The sequence below is a fragment of the Caulobacter sp. 10L414 genome (assembly GCF_056395525.1).
Map to the genome: position 1 here is coordinate 15,358 of NZ_JBFTJR010000018.1, position 14,708 is coordinate 30,065.

Consider the following 14,708-nt stretch of genomic DNA (forward strand, 5'->3'; position numbering starts at 1 on the left):
GGGTGAAATAAAGAAACTTGCTTTCCTTTATGTCTTGCGCCGACTCCGCGCCATTGTCACCGTCCGGCGCTCGCAAGGGGAGGCAGCGATGGGGCGCGCCGTTCGAACATTGGCCGCGAGCCTCGGACTTGCATCGGCTCTGCTCGCCTCGCCGGCTTTGGCCGGCTTCTCGGTGCGCGACGGCCGCCTGATCGACGCCTGCGGCGAGCCCTTCGTCGCCCGCGGGGTCAATCTTCCGCACGCCTGGAAGCCGGGGGCCACCAGCAGATCCATCCGCGAGACGGCGGCGCTCGGCTCGAACACGGTGCGCGTGGTGCTCAGCGACGGAACACGCTGGCGGCGCACCTCGCCGGCCGCCGTCCGCAGGATTCTCGCCCAGGCCCGTCGCGCCGGGCAGGTCGTGATCCTCGAGGTGCACGACACCACAGGCTACGGCCTGGAGCCGAAGGCGGCCCACATCGGCGCGGCGCTGGCCTATTGGGCCAGGCTGGAGCCCGTTCTTCGCGGCCAGGAGGACTTCGTCCTCGTCAACATCGGCAACGAGCCGACCGCCGGAACGACGACGCCGGAGCAATGGTTCGAGGCGCACCGCACGGCCATCGTCGCCCTGCGCGCGCTGGGGCTGCGCCACACCCTGGTGATCGACGCCCACGACTACGGCCAGGACCGTTCGGGGACCATGCGCGACCGGGCGGCCGAGCTGTTCGCGGCCGATCCGCAGCGCAACCTGATCTTCGACGTCCACATGTACGAAGCCTATGGCCAGGCGCGGGACGTCGAACGCTATCTGCAAGCCTTCGCGACGGCGCGCCTGCCGCTGATCGTCGGCGAGTTCGGTCCCGACCATCGCGGCGAGCCGGTCGACGAAGACGCGATCTTTCGTCTCTCAGCTGCGCTCGGCGTGGGCTATCTGGCCTGGTCGTGGTCAGGCAACGCGCCCGAGGTCGCCGACCTGGACCTGGTCGAGGGCTTCGACGGCCGGCGCCTGACCCCGTGGGGCGAGCGCTTCTTCAACAGCGCCGGCGGCGTGCGCGAGACGGCCCGGCGCTCGCGCGTGTTCGCGGGCTGCCGCTAGCTGCGCTTGGCGGCGGCGGACTCGGCCAGCACGCGCGATAGGATGGTCAGCAGCTCCCGGGCCGCGCCTTCGTCCACGTCGCCCAGGATGCCTCGCGCTTGAGGCGGCAGGTGCTCGTTGGCGTCGCCTTCGGTGCGGAAGACGTAGTGGTCGAACATCGCCTTCCAGGCCTGGCGATGGGCGGCGGGCAGGGCGCGCAGGGTCAGCATGGCGTGCATGAAGGCGTCGCGGGCCAGGCCTCGTCCCTGGTTGGGCGGGTTCCACCAGTAGTTCACCAGCATGTTGACCGTTTCCAGCGAACGGACGTGGTGCCACCACAGATAGGGCACGTAGATCGCGTCGCCGGGTTCCAGTTCGGTCGTCTGGGCCGCTTCCAGCGCCTGGGCGAAGCGCGGGAAGCGCTCCAGGTCGGGCTCTTCGAACGACACCAGGCTGATCGTCGCCCCGGCCGGCGTGCGCTCGAACGGCCCCATGTAGAGGTTCTCCACCTGGTCGGGCGGAAACAGGGTGAAGCGCCGGCGGCCGGCGACCACGCAGGCGATGTTCTCGAACGGGTCGTGGTGGGCCGCCACGATCACCCGGTTGCCGATCCAGGCCCGGGGCTCGATCGCCGGATCCAGCAGGGGCATGGGATTGTCTTCGGCGAAGCCGGGCAGGGCGTTCCAGGTCGGAACGGACTGGGCGGCCAGCGCCGTCTGCTCGGCGTCGCCGGCGTGCTGCGCGAGGAAGTCGAAGGTCTTCTGCAGTCGGGCCCGGCCGCCGCGGAAGTTCATGCCGGCAAGGTCGTCGCCGTAGAAGAACCGCCCGCCCGCCTCGGCCGGGGCGAAGACGGTGGCCACCGACTGGCCGGCGTCAAAGCGCGACAGGTACTCGAACAGGGCCGCGTGTCCGGTTCGACCGGCTTCCACCACCGGCCAGTGTGAGACGAGGCCCCGGATCACGACCGGTTCGGAGGCGGCCGTCAGCGCGGCGAGCGCCTCGGGCGAAGTCGCCGTGGATTCGCGGATTTCCTTCACCGGACAGGCTCCCCCCGAAAGGTCGTCACCCTTCGAACGGGGCGTACTGAAGGGTGATTGTGTCCGCCAGGCAACAGCGGTTGGCAAGGCTCAAGGATTAAACAAAATAATTTTATAAAATGCTGGCGTACCGGTGTTTGCTACGGCTATGAAACATCAAGCGCCCGCGTCGAGACGGGCGCGACGGGAGGAGGCGCGACGCCGGACATCGTCCGGCCAAGGCTTCCCACGCAATCGGCGGCACGACCGCTCATCTCCGGCGTCCGCGCCGGACACTTGAAGGGGCTGCGTGAGCAAGCGCGGCCTTGGGAGGGGACGACCTATGAGAACCACGCGAATTCGCATGGCCGGATGGATGGGCTGCGCTTCGGTCGCGGCCTTGCTGAGCGCCGCGCCGGCCCTGGCGCAGGAGACGGTTTCGACCGCGCCGGCCGCCTCGCAGGCTTCACCGTCGGACGTGATCGCCGACAACGAGGTCGACACCGTGATCGTCACCGGCCAGCGCGCGGCGCTGAAGTCGGCCCAGCAGATCAAGCGCAGCGCCGACACCATCGTCGACTCCATCACCGCCAGCGACATCGGTTCGTTCCCCGACAAATCGGTCGCCGAGGCCCTGCAGCGCGTACCCGGCGTCACCGTCAACCGCTACGCCTCGACCAGCGACACCACCCACTTCTCGGCCGAGCCCTCGGGCGTCATCGTCCGCGGCCTGTCGCAGGTCCGCTCGGAGTTCAACGGCCGCGACACCTTCAGCGCCAACTCCTCGCGCGGCCTGTCGTGGGGCGACGTCTCGCCCGAACTGATGGGAGGGGTCGACACCTACAAGAACCAGACCGCCGAACTGATCGAAGGCGGCATCGCCGGCACCGTCGATCTGAAGACGCGCCTGCCGTTCGACAGCGCTGGCAGGGTGATCGGCATCACCACTTCGCTGAACTACGGCAACCTGTCCGAACAGGTGACGCCGGAGGTCTCGGCCATCTACGCCAATCGCTGGGACAGCGAGATCGGCGAGTTCGGTCTGATGGTGAACGGCGCCCATTCGGAGCTGAACACGATCTCGGAAAGCTCTCAGTTCGGCCGCATGGGCATCTTCAAGGATGTCACCATGTTCGGCGGGGGCACCAAGTACATCCCGGCCTGGTATCGCCTGGCGCACACCGAGTTCGACCGCACCCGCAACGGCGTCGCCGCCGCCGGCCAGTGGCGCGACAACGACCAGAAGTTCCTGGCTACGGTGCAGTTCAACAAGTCGAGCTACGAGAACATCTGGCACGAGCGCTCGGTGCAGGGCAGCGCCTTCAGCCTCTATAACCGCGGTCCGCACTTCGAGGTCACCAACGCCGACGCGAGCACCTACGTGCTGCCGGCGCCTGGCACGACCTTCAAGTTCGACGACGAAGGCAACTTCGAGAGCGGCATCATGACCTCGCCGCTCGGCTGGGTCGGCAACACCACCTCGGCCAGCAACGACTGGGCCGGTTACCTGATCGGTCAGACCTCGACGGGCCAGCCGGTCATCGAGCCTTGCTATGGCTGGACCGGCCGGACCGACTGCGCGCCCGAGCAGCGCGGCGGCGAACTGTCCGCCACCACGCGCTACAACTACAACAAGCAGACCACCCAGGACCTGGGCTTCAATCTGAAGTGGGATGCGACCGACCGCCTGCGTTTCAACTTCGACGTCCAGAAGGTGAAGGCCAAGCTGTCCAACTACGACGCCGACGTCGGCCTGGTTTCCTACGCCAATCTCAACATCGACGCGACGGGCGACCATCCGGTCATGACGGTGCTGCCGGGCACCAACATCAACTACGCCCCGGGCGGCCTGGCCAACCCCAACGCCTGGCGCTTCAACAACGTCAACAACCACCTCGAACGCAGCGAGGGCGACCAGTTCGCCGCGCGGATCGACGTGCAGTACGACCTGGGCGACGGCTGGCTGGACTCGCTGAAGGTGGGCGCGCGCCACGCCGACCGCGAACAGACGGTCCGCTGGAGCGTCTACAACTGGGGCGGCATCGCCAACGCCTGGGGCTGCGACCAGGGCGGCGGCGGCGTCAACAGCACCGACTACCTCTGGTACAATGTCGACCGCACCGCGCCGGCTTCCAACGTCAACGGCGACTGCGCCACCGGCAACGCCACCACGACCTTCAGCGGCTGGGATCGCAACCTGCCGGACGTGCGCTCGTTCAACGACATCTTCAGCGGCGACGTGCTGAAGTCCGGCATGCTGACCTTCGCCAGCATGGACTTCGTCAAGGACCTGGAGCAGTTCCAGAAGGCTTTCGGCTACTCCAACACCGGCGTCGGGTCTTCGCGCTGGGAGGCGGTCTGCTATCGCGCCGGCGAGACCAACTGCTTCCTGCCGCAGGAAATCACCGACGTCTCGGAGAAGACCAACGCGGCCTACTTCATGCTGAAGTTCGGCGGGCGCGATCACACGATCGGCGGCTTCGGGATCAGCGGCAACATCGGCCTGCGCTATGTCGAGACGCAGAACGAAAGCAGCGGTTCGCTGGTCCATGCCGACTTCGGCAAGAACGACGTGCGGGTCTGCCAGCCGCGCGGGCGTCCGATGGGACCCGACGGTCTGCCGATCACCGGCGCCTACGTGCCCCAGAGCCTGTGGTGCTACCTGTCGGCGGAAGACAAGGCGTTCACCGACGGCCTGGCCTCGGCCAGCACCGTTCGCCAGAAGCACCACAACGTCCTGCCGAGCTTCAACCTGAAGATCGACCTCAACGACGAGTGGCAGCTGCGCCTGGCGGCGTCGCGCGCCATGTCGCGTCCCGATATCGGCTACCTGAAGAACTATGTTCAGGTGAACATGGCCGGGCCCGACATGAACAACGTCAATGACCCGCTGTGGGTCAAGGACAGCGCGGGCAACATCACCGGGGCCAACCTCCGCTACACGGCGGAGTCCTACAATCCGTACCTGAAGCCGATGACGGCCGACCAGATCGACATCAGTCTCGAGCACTACTTCGCCGAGGTCGGCTCGTTCTCGCTGGCGGTCTTCTACAAGAAGTTCAACGACTACATTCAGTACGGCGGCTTCAACCAGGACGTCACGGTCAACGGCGTCACCCGCACGGTGTTCACCCGTGGTCCGGTGAACGGCGACGGCGCCAAGATCCGCGGCGCTGAAGCGGCCTACCAGCGCTACTTCGACTTCCTGCCCGCGCCGTTCGACGGCCTCGGGATTCAGGCCAACTTCACCTATGTCGAGAACAAGGGGATCACGAACAGCAACCTGAGCAACGCCTCGGGCGGCGGCGGCTCCAACACCAGCGGCGGCGGCCTCAGCCAGGCCGACGGGGCGGTGCAGGTCGACTCGCTCGAAGGCCTCTCGAAGTACGCCTACAACCTCGTGGGCATGTACGAGAAAGGCCGCTGGGCGGTGCGGGCGGCCTACAACTGGCGTTCGAAGTATCTGCTGACCGCCATGGACTGCTGTCTGGCCTTCCCGATCTGGCAGGACGACGCGGGCTATCTCGACGCTTCGGTCCGCTATCGGGCGAGCGACAACCTCGAGATCAGCCTGCAAGGCAGCAACCTGCTGAACACCGAGTCCGTGCTCAAGCAGCAGGTGACTGACGCGTCGGCCGGCGGCCTCCTGAAGGACAACGCCTGGAACCGTACGGACAAGCGTTACCTGTTGACGTTCCGCTTCAAGTACTGATCGATCCCAGAAGGGGCGGGCCGCTGGTCCGCCCCTTCGTCACAAGAAGACGGGCCCGCTCGATCGGCGCTCGAAAATGGGTGGGAACGGCGGCATGGAAACAAGCGCGCCCCTGGATATCGTCATCGTCGGCGGGGGAACGGCCGGCTGGATGGTCGGCACGGCGCTGGTCAGCGGCCTGCGTCCCCACCAGGCCCGGGTCAGGCTGGTCGAGTCCGACGAGATCGCCACGGTCGGCGTGGGCGAGGCCACCATCCCGGCCATGCGCGACTACAACCGCTTCGTCGGCATCGACGAAGTCGAGATGATGCGCGAGACGAACGGCACGTTCAAACTGGGCATCGAGTTCCTCGACTGGGGTTTCAAGGGCTCGTCCTATCACCATCCGTTCGGGGTTCACGGCGCGGCCATCGGCGGCGCCGGCTTCCACCATCACTGGAACCGGGCGCGCCTGGCGGGTCACGACGTCGATATCGAGCAGTTCTCGTACGCCATCGCCGCGGCGCGGGCCGACCGCTTCGAGTTTCCCAATCCCGATCCCGACAAGATCGATTCCACCTACAGCTACGCCTATCACTTCGACGCCAGCCTCTACGCCAAGTACCTGCGCAAGGTGGCGGTCGGGCGGGGGCTGAAGCGCACCGAGGGCAAGGTGGTCGAGGTCACGCGCGATCCGCTTTCGGGCGACGTCGCCTCGATCACCCTGGCCTCGGGCGAGGTGATCAAGGGCGACTTCTTCGTCGACTGCACGGGGTTCCGCGGCCTGCTGATCGGCCAGACGCTGAACAGCCCCTTCGAGGACTGGACCGACTGGCTGCCCTGCGACCGGGCCTGGGCCGTGCCCTGCGCTCGCGCCGGCCGCTTCACGCCCTTCACGCGCTCGATCGCGCGCGAGGCCGGCTGGCAGTGGCGCATCCCGCTGCAGCACCGCACCGGCAACGGCTATGTCTATTCCAGCCGCTACATCAGCGACGACGAGGCGGCCGCCACCCTGATGGCCAATCTGGATGGCGAGGCCTTGGACGAGCCCCGCCAGATCCGCTTCAAGGCCGGTCGCCGCACGGCCTCGTGGACGGGCAACGTCATGGCCGCGGGTCTGGCGAGCGGCTTCCTGGAGCCCCTGGAGTCGACCAGCATCTACCTGATCCAGATCGCGGTCATGAACCTGCTCAAGCTGTTTCCGGGCAAGCGGATCGAGCCGGCGCTCGTCGACGACTTCAACCGCCGGGTCGACATGGAGTACGACCGGGTGCGCGATTTCCTGATCCTGCACTATCACGCCAACACCCGCACCGACGGCGAGCTGTGGAAGCACTGTCGCGAGATGCAGATCCCCGAAAGCCTGCAGCACAAGCTGGAGCTGTTCAGGCACCGCGGCGTGGCGCCCAACTATCATGACGGTCTGTTCGCGCTGCCCAGCTGGATTTCGGTGCTGCTGGGGCAGGGGGTCTTGCCCGGCGGCTACGACCGGATGGTCGATAATGTGCCGCTGCCCCAGGCGCTGGCCGAGATGGAGCGCCAGCGCTCGGCGATCGCGCGGCGGATCGGCTCGATGCCGACCCATGCCGACTTCATCGCCAGTCACTGCGCCATCGCCGGGCGGACGGTCGCGGAGGTCATGGCATGAGCCGCCCGGTTCAAACCGTCGTGGCGGCAGGTTTCGGCGCGCCGCTTTGGCTGACGGTTCTGGCCCTGCGCAAGGCCTTCGGCGCGGGCGGGCTCGTCGTGCGGGCGGCCGAGACCGCGCCGCCGACGCCTGGCCTTTCGCACGCAGGCCTGCCGGCCATGGGCAACCTGCATCAACTGCTGGGCCTGTCCGAGGTGGAACTGGCGAGGCGCTGCGGCGCGGTGCCTTCCCTGGGGCAGCGTTTCGCCGGCTTTTCCGGCGACGGCTCGGCCTTCCTGCATCCCTACGACACCCATGGGCACTCGGTGGACTATGTGGACTTCGTCCATCACTGGGTGCTGGCGCGCCGCCGGGGCTTGAAGGCCGCGCTGGAGGACTTCTCCCTGGGGGCGGCCGCCGCCAAGCAGGGGCGCATCGTCGAGGGTGACGATCCAGAGCGGCTGTCCTCGCCGGGCGTAGGCCTGCATGTCGAGGCGACGGCCTATGCGGACTTGCTGCGCCAGCGCGCCCTGGCCGACGGCGTGTCCGTCCAGCAGGGCGCCGTCGCGGACGTCGAGCAGTCGGGCGACCGCATCGACGCCTTGGTTCTGGACGGCGGGGCGCGGGTCGAAGGAGATCTCTTCCTCGACGTCGGCGACGGTTCGCTGATCGGGCAGATGCCCGGCGCGGCCTTCGAAACCTGGAGCGCCTGGCTGCCGTTCGACCGCGTTCTGCCGTTGGCCGGACGGCGCTTGGGCGCCCTGCCGGCCTACGCCCATGTCGAGGCCGTGGATGGCGGCTGGATCGGGCTCTATCCGCTGCAGGATCGCACCGCGGGCCTGGCGGTCTACGACTCCCGCGCTACGGACGAGGCGGCCATGGTCCGGCAGGCGGAAGGCGTTTCGCCCCTGGACTGGCGGCAGGGCGAGGCCCTGGTCGTGAAGCCGGGGATGCAGACGCGCCCCTGGATCGGCAACTGCGTGGCGCTGGGGGCGGCCGCGATCGCGCTGGATCCTTCGGACGCCGCGCCCATGCACGCCCTGCAAGCCGGGCTGTCGCATCTGGTGACGCTGTTCCCGAGCGATATCGACGGCGGTCCCGAGGCGCGGGCCTACGGCGCGGCGATGGCGGCGCACGGCCGCGGCCTGCGCGACTTCCAGGCCATGCACTACCACCTCAACCGTCGGACCGGCGCGCCTTGGGAAGCCGCGCGAACCGCCCCGCCGCCGCCGGACCTGGCCTACAAGCTGCGTCTGTTCGGCGCTCGCGGCGTCGTGCCGACCCGTGAGGACGAGGCCTTCCAGCCCGCCAACTGGGCGGCCTGCCTGATCGGCCATGGCGTCATCCCGCAGGCCCACGATCCGCTGGCCGAGGGCGTCAGCGAGGGCGAGCAGATCCAGATCTTCCAGAAGATCCTTGGCCGCATCGCCGCCGATGTGGGCCGGATGCGTCCGCTGGAGGCCAAGCTCGCGTCGATGACGCAACGACCCGCTGCGCCGGCTCCCGCGCCCCTGCGGTTCACGTGAGCGAGGCGATCCGCAACATCGTCGTCGTCGGGGGCGGCACGGCCGGCTGGATGACCGCCGCGGCGCTGTCCCAGACGGTCGGGACGCGTCGCTACTCGATCACGGTCGTCGAGTCCGAACAGATCGGAACCGTGGGGGTGGGCGAGGCGACCATCCCGATGATCCTGCTGTTCAACAAGGTGCTGGGCCTGGATGAGGACGTCTTCATCCGCGAGACCAACGCCACCTTCAAGCTGGGCATCGAGTTCGTCGACTGGCGGCGGCTGGGGCACAGCTACTTCCACCCGTTCGGCCTCTACGGCGCCGACATGGACGGCGTCGGCTTCCAGCATTTCTGGCTGCGCTGGGCGCGCGAGAGCGGCGACCTGGGCTACGACGGCTTCAACGCCGAGACCCTGGCGGCGGCGGACGGGCGGTTCATGCGGACGCCGCCGACGCCGAACCTGCCCAAGATCAACTACGCCTTCCAGTTCGACGCCGCGCTCTACGCGGCCTTCCTCAGGCGATACGCCGAGGCCAGAGGCGTCGTCCGCGTCGAGGGCAAGATCGCTGGCGTGGAACGGAACGGCGAGAGCGGCCATGTCTCGCGGCTGGTGCTGGACGACGGCCGATCCGTCTCCGGCGACTTCTTCGTCGACTGCTCGGGCTTCAGGGGCCTGCTCATCGAGGAGACGATGGGCGCGGGCTATGACGATTGGAGCCGCTGGCTGCCCTGTAACCGCGCCGCGGCCATGCCTTGCGAACGCGCTGGCGAACTGACCCCCTATACGCGGGCCACAGCGCGCGAGGCCGGCTGGCAATGGCGAATCCCGCTGCAGCATCGCACCGGCAACGGCTACGTGTTCTGCGACGCCTTCATCAGCGAGGACGAAGCGGTGCGCCGGCTGGGCGAGCGGCTGGACGGCGCGGCCATGGCCGACGCCAAGGTCTTGAAGTTCACCGCCGGGCGCCGTCGCAAGAGCTGGATCGGCAACGTCCTGGCCATCGGGCTGTCGAGCGGTTTCCTGGAGCCGCTGGAGTCGACCAGCATCCACCTGATCCAGGCCGCCATCGCCAAGCTGCTGACGCTGTTCCCCAAGACCGGCTTCGATCCCTTCGTGGTCGACAAGTTCAATCGCGAGATGGCCCTGGAGTACGAGCAGGTCCGCGACTTCATCATCGCCCACTACAAGGTCGGCGAACGTGACGACACGCCGTTCTGGCGCTGGTGCCGGGACATGGTTCCGCCCGACAGCCTGGCTCAGCGGCTGGAGGTCTTCCGCACGCGCGGCGAGGTGCTGATCGACCAGAAGGAGCTCTTCAAGGAGACCAACTGGTTCGCCATCCTGCTGGGGCAGGGGCTGACGCCCGACGATTATCATGCGGTCGCCGACACCATTTCGTCGGAGGAGCTGCGCCTGCGGATGGGTCGTATCCGGGCGGCGATCAACGAGCGCGTGGCCGGCATGCCGCCGCACGACCTCTATCTCGACAAGGCGGGCCTGCTCGGCGCCGCCGCCCTGGCCAGCAGGCGCGTGCCTGCCTGATTGGTCCGACCATTTGTCGAATTGGTATGACTTCCAGTTTGACAAATCGCCCCCGATCCCGCGAATGCTAGCGGTAACAAGCGCGCAGGCGTTGGTCGGGAGGTTTTCGATGAGAGGTTTCGGCGCCTGGCTCGGTGCGAGCGTCGCGACGGCGGCCCTGCTTGTGGCGAGCGTCGCTGCGGCTGAGATTCCGCGTCTCGAAAAGCACGGAACCTCGGCCCGGCTGGTCGTCGACGGCAAGCCGATGCTGATCCTGGGCGGCGAACTAGGCAATTCCAGCGCCTCCAGCCGCGCCTACATGGCCAAGCACTGGCCGCGCCTGAAGGCGATGAACCTCAACACCGTGCTGGCGCCGGTCTCCTGGGAGCTGATCGAGCCCAGGGAAGGCGTTTACGACTTCTCCAGCGTCGACGACCTGCTGGCCGACGCCCGCGCCCAGGACATGAAGCTCGTCCTGCTGTGGTTCGGGGCCTGGAAGAACAGCATGTCGACCTACGTTCCGGCGTGGGTGAAGCGCGACCAGGCCCGCTTTCCGCGCGTGAGGGCGCAGGACGGTTCGACGGTCGAGATCCTGTCGGCGTTCTCCGACAACACCCGCGCCGCCGACGCAAAAGCCTACGCCTCGCTGCTGGCGCACCTGAAGAAGGTCGACGGCGAGCGCAGCACCGTCCTGATGGTCCAGGTCGAGAACGAGATCGGCATGCTGCCCTCGGCCCGGGAGCATGGCGCCGCCGCCGACGCGGCCTATGGCGCCCAGGTTCCGACGGCCCTGGTCCAGAAGCTGAAGACCGGCGGTGAGGCGATCGAGCCGGAGCTGCGGGATCTGTGGCGACGCAACGGCGCCAAGGAGAAGGGCTCCTGGGCCGCCGTGTTCGGCGCCGACGAGGCCGGGCAGGAGGTGTTCACCGCCTGGTCCTACGCCCGCTACACCGAGGCGGTCACCGCTGCGGGCAAGGCGGCCTATCCGCTGCCGATGTACGTCAACGCCGCGCTGAACCGCACCGGCAAGAAGCCTGGCGAGTATCCCAGCGGCGGGCCGCTGCCGCACCTGCTGGATGTGTGGAAGGCCGGCGCGCCGAGCCTGGATCTGCTGTCGCCCGACATCTACTTCCCGAACTTCAACGATCTGGCCGCGCGGTTCGTACGGCCCGACAACGCGCTGTTCGTGCCCGAGGCCAACAACGCCAGCGCGCCCGAGACCCCGGCCAACGCGTTCTACGCCTTCGGCAAGCTGGACGCCCTGGGCTTCTCGCCCTTCGCCATCGAGAGCGTCAACGCTGAGGAGCACAAGGCCATCGCCGACGCCTACGGCGTGCTGCATCAGCTGACGCCGGCGCTGCTGGCCGCCCAGGGCAAGGCGACGATGGCCGGCTTCAAGCCCCGGGTGCTGGAAGACGGAACCGTGCAGGACGCGCCGGTTGCCCAGGTGATGGGCGACTATCGTTTCGAGGTCGGCTTCATCGATCCCTGGACGCCGAAGGCCTCGCAGAAGCCCGCCACCCATGGCGGGCTGATCATCCAGACCGGTCCCGAAGAGTACCTGATCGCCGGCCGTGGGATCGTCGTCACCTTCGCCGGGGCTGGCAAGGGGCCGGCGCTGGCCGGGATCGACAAGGCCGAGGAGGGGGTGTTCGGCGCGGACGGGCGCTGGGTCGCCGGCCGCCTGCTCAACGGCGATCAGACCCACCAGGGCCGGCACATCCGCCTGTCGCCCGACCAGTTCCAGATCCAGCGGGTGAAGTTCTATCGCTATCGCTGATCGAGACGGGACCTCCGGATCGCTCCGGAGGTCCCGCGCCGTCAGAAGCTGTAGGTCACGCGGGCGTAGTAGTAACCGCCGTTGATCCCGAAGGGCGAGAAGCTGGGATAAAGGGCCACGCCCGGATTGCCGGCCGCGATCGAGGCGGCTGTGCCCGCCGGGTTCAGGTTCTCGGGATAGATGTCGAACAGGTTGTTGGCCCCGATCGACGTCTTCACCGCCTCGGTGACCGCGTAGGTCAGTTCGAGGTCGGTGATCAGGTGGGTCTTGATGCGGTCCTTGAAGTAGGTCCCGTTGACGTTGGTATAGGCCCAGGCGGGGCCATAGAGGGTGTTGGTCAGGCTCACCGTCCAGCGGTCCTTGGCGTAGACCCCCGTCAGGTTGGCCTTGTAGCGCGGCGAGGCGTGCTCGAGGAACGCGATCGCCGCCCGATCGTAGAGCACCGCGCTGCCCAGGCCCGAAGGCGGCGTGGCGATGCGGGTCACCTCGGTCTGGTTGACGTTGACGCCCAGGGTCCAGTCGATCTTCCCGAGGTCCCCGAGATCGGTCCAGGTTGTGGCCAGGATCTCGACGCCGCGCGTGCGGGTGTCCAGGCCGTTGGAGAACAGGTTGATGCCGGTGGTGCCGACGGTGGGGTCGAGCACATTGCCGTTGGCGGTGATGGCGTTGGTGATGGCCGCATTGACCACCGTCCCGCCGATCTTGCCGTAGAGGGCGCCGCTGCCGACGATGCGGTCCTCGATCTTGATCTGATAGGCGTCGATGGTCAGCGAGACCCGTGGAAGGGGCTCGGCCACGATCCCGAAGCTGAGGTTGGTCGACTTCTCGGGATCCAGCCCGTCCAGGCCCAGCAGCCTGGCGCCGGCCGAGCCCGGCGGCAGTTGCACGAAGGCGGTGGTCGGCGAGACGTTGGTGGCAGAGTAGTAGAGCTCGGCCAGGGTCGGGGCGCGGAAGCCGCTGCTGACCGTGCCGCGCACGGCGAAGGCCGGGGTGAAGTCATAGCGGCCGGTCAGCTTGGCGATGTCGGCCGAGCCGAAGTCACTGAAGTCTTCATGGCGGACGGCGAAGTCCAGCTTCAGGTTCTCGATCGGCGAGGCGGCCAGGTCGGCATAGACCGCCCAGCTGTCGCGCTCGTGCTTGCCGGCGTCGGTCAGCGCGAAGCCGGGATAGGATTGCGAGCCGGACTTGTAGCGCGCGGCCGCGTCGCCGGCCCCGATCCGGTAGGTCTCGCTGCGCTGCTCGGCCCCCAGGGCCAGGGTGAGCGGCGAGGCCCAGCCCACCTCGAACTCGCGGCTGACGTCCAGATTGTTGGTCCACTGGGTCGAGACGAAGTCGCCGGCGTGGAACTCGGTCGGGGTGGCGCCGGTGTCGGCGTAGAGCTGCAGGTTGGCCGACTTGCGCACCCGCACCTCGTTGTCGTCGCGGCCGTAGGTGCTGGAGAGGTCGTAACGCCAGCCGTCGAAGGCCTGGCCCTTGATCCCGCCGGTCAGGGCGTAATCGGTCTCCAGCGTCTCCAGCATCGGGCTGAAGCCCTTCGGATAGATCGCCGGCAGGCGGTTGGGCAGGCGATAGTTCTCGTAGGCGGTGGCCTTCTTCACGCCGTAGGTGCCGAAACCGTAGACTTCGAGCCGGTCGCTGGTCTTCCACCCGGCCGACACCGTGCCCGACGTCAGCTGGTAGCGCGCGTCGCCGGCGATGCGGTTCACGTACGGATAGCCGGGCAGGGCCGAGGGCCAGCCAGGATTGGCCGCGACCGCTGAGGTCGAGATCACCCGCGCGTCCGGGGCGCCGCGAAAGCTGAAGTCGTGGAAGCGGTTCTCCAGCGTGACGTTGACGTACGCGCCCGGCGCGGGCGCGAACCCGGCGTTGGCCGACAGGCTGTAGGTCTCGCCGTCGCTTTCGTAGTAGGCGCCGCCGGTCGCCGAGGCGCTGCCGCCGTGGTCGTCGTCCTTGAGGATGATGTTGATGACGCCGGCGATGGCGTCGGTGCCGTACTGGGCGGCCGCGCCGTCGGTCAGCACCTCGATGCGGGCGATCGACGCGGTCGGGATGAAGTTGAGGTCGGCCGCCGCCGAGCCCTGATAGGCCCCGGCCAGCACGGCGAGATTGGCGGTGCCGTGGCGGCGCTTGCCGTTGATCAGAACCAGGGTCTGGTTGGCGCTGACCCCGCGCAGGCGCGCCGACAGGGTCAGGTTGGCCGCATCGCCGCCGAAGGCCTGGGCGGTGAACGAGGGCACGAGGTTGCTGATCGCCAGGCGCAGGTCGGTCTGGCCGGTGCGGGCCAGGGCTTCGTCGCCGATGACCTGCACGGGCGCTGCGCTGTCGACGGCGCGGACGCCGCTCTGGCGCGTGCCGGTGACGATCACGGCCTCGACCGAGGCGATGTCCGGCGAGGCCGGTTCCGGCGCAGGATCGGCGACCGCGATCCCGCCCCACAGGGCCGTGGTCAAGGCGAGCGCCGACGCGCCCAGAATTTGGGTTTTCATCCTATCCCCCGATGAAAGCTTCA

At 68.0% G+C, this 14,708-nt stretch carries 8 protein-coding genes; 6 read left to right on the top strand and 2 right to left on the bottom strand.

Annotated features, from left to right (window positions below):
- Positions 1-109 precede the first annotated feature (109 nt).
- Positions 110-1,075 carry a cellulase family glycosylhydrolase gene (locus AC1DCG_RS09545; protein WP_477041466.1) on the top strand — a complete coding sequence of 322 codons (966 nt, stop codon included), beginning with the start codon at positions 110-112 and terminating at the stop codon, positions 1,073-1,075.
- On the opposite strand, the gene AC1DCG_RS09550 is transcribed toward AC1DCG_RS09545, so the two are convergent.
- On the bottom strand, positions 1,072-2,091 hold the full coding sequence (locus AC1DCG_RS09550; protein WP_477030012.1) for a cupin-like domain-containing protein: 1,020 nt from the start codon (positions 2,089-2,091) through the stop codon (positions 1,072-1,074). The genes AC1DCG_RS09545 and AC1DCG_RS09550 overlap by 4 nt on opposite strands.
- Before the next feature lie 343 nt (positions 2,092-2,434).
- On the opposite strand from AC1DCG_RS09550, the gene AC1DCG_RS09555 reads away from it, so the two are divergent.
- From AC1DCG_RS09555 to AC1DCG_RS09575, 5 genes are all read left to right on the top strand, one after another.
- Positions 2,435-5,782, top strand: coding sequence for a TonB-dependent receptor (locus tag AC1DCG_RS09555; protein ID WP_477036511.1), 3,348 nt, complete (start codon positions 2,435-2,437; stop codon positions 5,780-5,782).
- Between the two features lie 94 nt (positions 5,783-5,876).
- On the top strand, positions 5,877-7,409 hold the full coding sequence (locus tag AC1DCG_RS09560) for a tryptophan halogenase family protein (RefSeq protein ID WP_477030014.1): 1,533 nt from the start codon (positions 5,877-5,879) through the stop codon (positions 7,407-7,409).
- Positions 7,406-8,914, top strand: coding sequence for a tryptophan 7-halogenase (locus AC1DCG_RS09565; protein ID WP_477030015.1), 1,509 nt, complete (start codon positions 7,406-7,408; stop codon positions 8,912-8,914). The genes AC1DCG_RS09560 and AC1DCG_RS09565 overlap by 4 nt, the downstream gene beginning before the upstream one ends.
- Positions 8,911-10,440: a tryptophan halogenase family protein gene (locus AC1DCG_RS09570; RefSeq protein WP_477030016.1), complete on the top strand. Its 1,530-nt coding sequence runs from the start codon at positions 8,911-8,913 to the stop codon at positions 10,438-10,440. Before AC1DCG_RS09565 ends, AC1DCG_RS09570 begins: the two co-directional genes overlap by 4 nt.
- Before the next feature lie 109 nt (positions 10,441-10,549).
- Positions 10,550-12,199 (top strand): GH35 family beta-galactosidase, encoded by a 1,650-nt coding sequence (locus tag AC1DCG_RS09575; RefSeq protein ID WP_477036513.1) that lies wholly within the window; start codon positions 10,550-10,552, stop codon positions 12,197-12,199.
- A 41-nt stretch (positions 12,200-12,240) separates the two neighbouring features.
- On the opposite strand, the gene AC1DCG_RS09580 is transcribed toward AC1DCG_RS09575, so the two are convergent.
- A complete protein-coding gene (locus AC1DCG_RS09580; RefSeq protein ID WP_477030018.1) occupies positions 12,241-14,685 on the bottom strand; it encodes a TonB-dependent receptor plug domain-containing protein in 2,445 nt (814 codons plus the stop codon).
- Between the last annotated feature and the right edge of the window lie 23 nt (positions 14,686-14,708).

Bases quoted from the DNA above. Each gene is read 5' to 3' on its own strand.
- AC1DCG_RS09555 (WP_477036511.1), top strand. From the start codon at position 2,435: ATGGCCGGATGGATGGGCTGCGCTTCGGTCGCGGCCTTGCTGAGCGCC.
- AC1DCG_RS09560 (WP_477030014.1), top strand. From the start codon at position 5,877: ATGGAAACAAGCGCGCCCCTGGATATCGTCATCGTCGGCGGGGGAACG.
- AC1DCG_RS09565 (WP_477030015.1), top strand. From the start codon at position 7,406: ATGAGCCGCCCGGTTCAAACCGTCGTGGCGGCAGGTTTCGGCGCGCCG.
- AC1DCG_RS09575 (WP_477036513.1), top strand. From the start codon at position 10,550: ATGAGAGGTTTCGGCGCCTGGCTCGGTGCGAGCGTCGCGACGGCGGCC.
- AC1DCG_RS09580 (WP_477030018.1), bottom strand. From the start codon at position 14,685: ATGAAAACCCAAATTCTGGGCGCGTCGGCGCTCGCCTTGACCACGGCC.